The sequence below is a fragment of the Streptomyces sp. NRRL S-495 genome (genome assembly GCF_000966955.1).
Classification (GTDB): Bacteria; Actinomycetota; Actinomycetes; order Streptomycetales; family Streptomycetaceae; genus Kitasatospora; species Kitasatospora purpeofusca.
On the sequence record NZ_JZWY01000655.1, the window covers coordinates 1 to 739 of the forward strand.

General features: G+C 78.5%; 1 protein-coding gene and 1 pseudogene. One reads left to right on the top strand and one right to left on the bottom strand.

What is annotated here, in order from left to right; all coding sequences use genetic code 11:
- On the top strand, positions 1–543 hold a 543-nt coding region (locus tag VR45_RS30015), incomplete at its 5' end, for a sigma-70 family RNA polymerase sigma factor (protein WP_045943017.1).
- A gap of 81 nt (positions 544–624) precedes the next feature.
- On the opposite strand, the pseudogene VR45_RS46060 reads toward VR45_RS30015, so the two are convergent.
- A pseudogene (locus tag VR45_RS46060) lies at positions 625–739 on the bottom strand (SAM-dependent methyltransferase); the annotation flags it as partial.

Sequence of the window (739 nt, forward strand, 5' to 3'; positions counted from 1 at the left end):
GGGCGGTCCGCCGACGTCGAAGCCTTCGTCCGGGCCACCCAGCGGGACGTGTGGCGGTTCGTCGCCCACCTCACCGATGTGCAGTCCGCCGACGACCTCGCCCAGGAGACCTTCCTGCGCGCCCTGCGCAGCCTGCCCGGGTTCGCCGGACGCTCCTCGGCCCGCACCTGGCTGCTGTCGATCGCCCGCCGGACCGTCATCGACCGCTACCGGAACGCCGCCGCCCGCCCGCGCTGCGCGGCGCTGCCGGACTGGCAGGAGGCCGCCGAGCGGCAGGGCACCACGCCCGCCGCGGGCTTCGAGGACGGCGTGGCGCTCGGCGACCTGCTGGACCGGGTGCCCGCGCAACGGCGGGAGGCCTTCGTGCTCACCCAGGTGGTCGGGCTGAGCTACGCCGAGGCCGCCGAGGTGGCCGGCTGCCCGGTCGGCACCGTCCGCTCCCGGGTCGCCCGGGCGCGCGAGGAACTGATCGCCCGCCTGCGGGCCGCCGAGGCCGGCGAGCCGGCCCCCGGCGCGGCGGCGGAACTGGCGGCCGCCTGCTGAGCGGCGCGCGGGGCCTGCCGGAGGGCGGGTGACGGACCCAGGGGTCCGTCACCCGCCCTCCGGCACGCTCCCTCCGTCCGGTCAGGCGTCGGCGGGCGGGCGGCGCGCCAGGAAGACGAACTCCTTCCCTGGACGGTCGGGCGCGTCACGGACCTCCGCCACGACGAACCCCTGCGCCGCCAGCTCGCCCTCGACC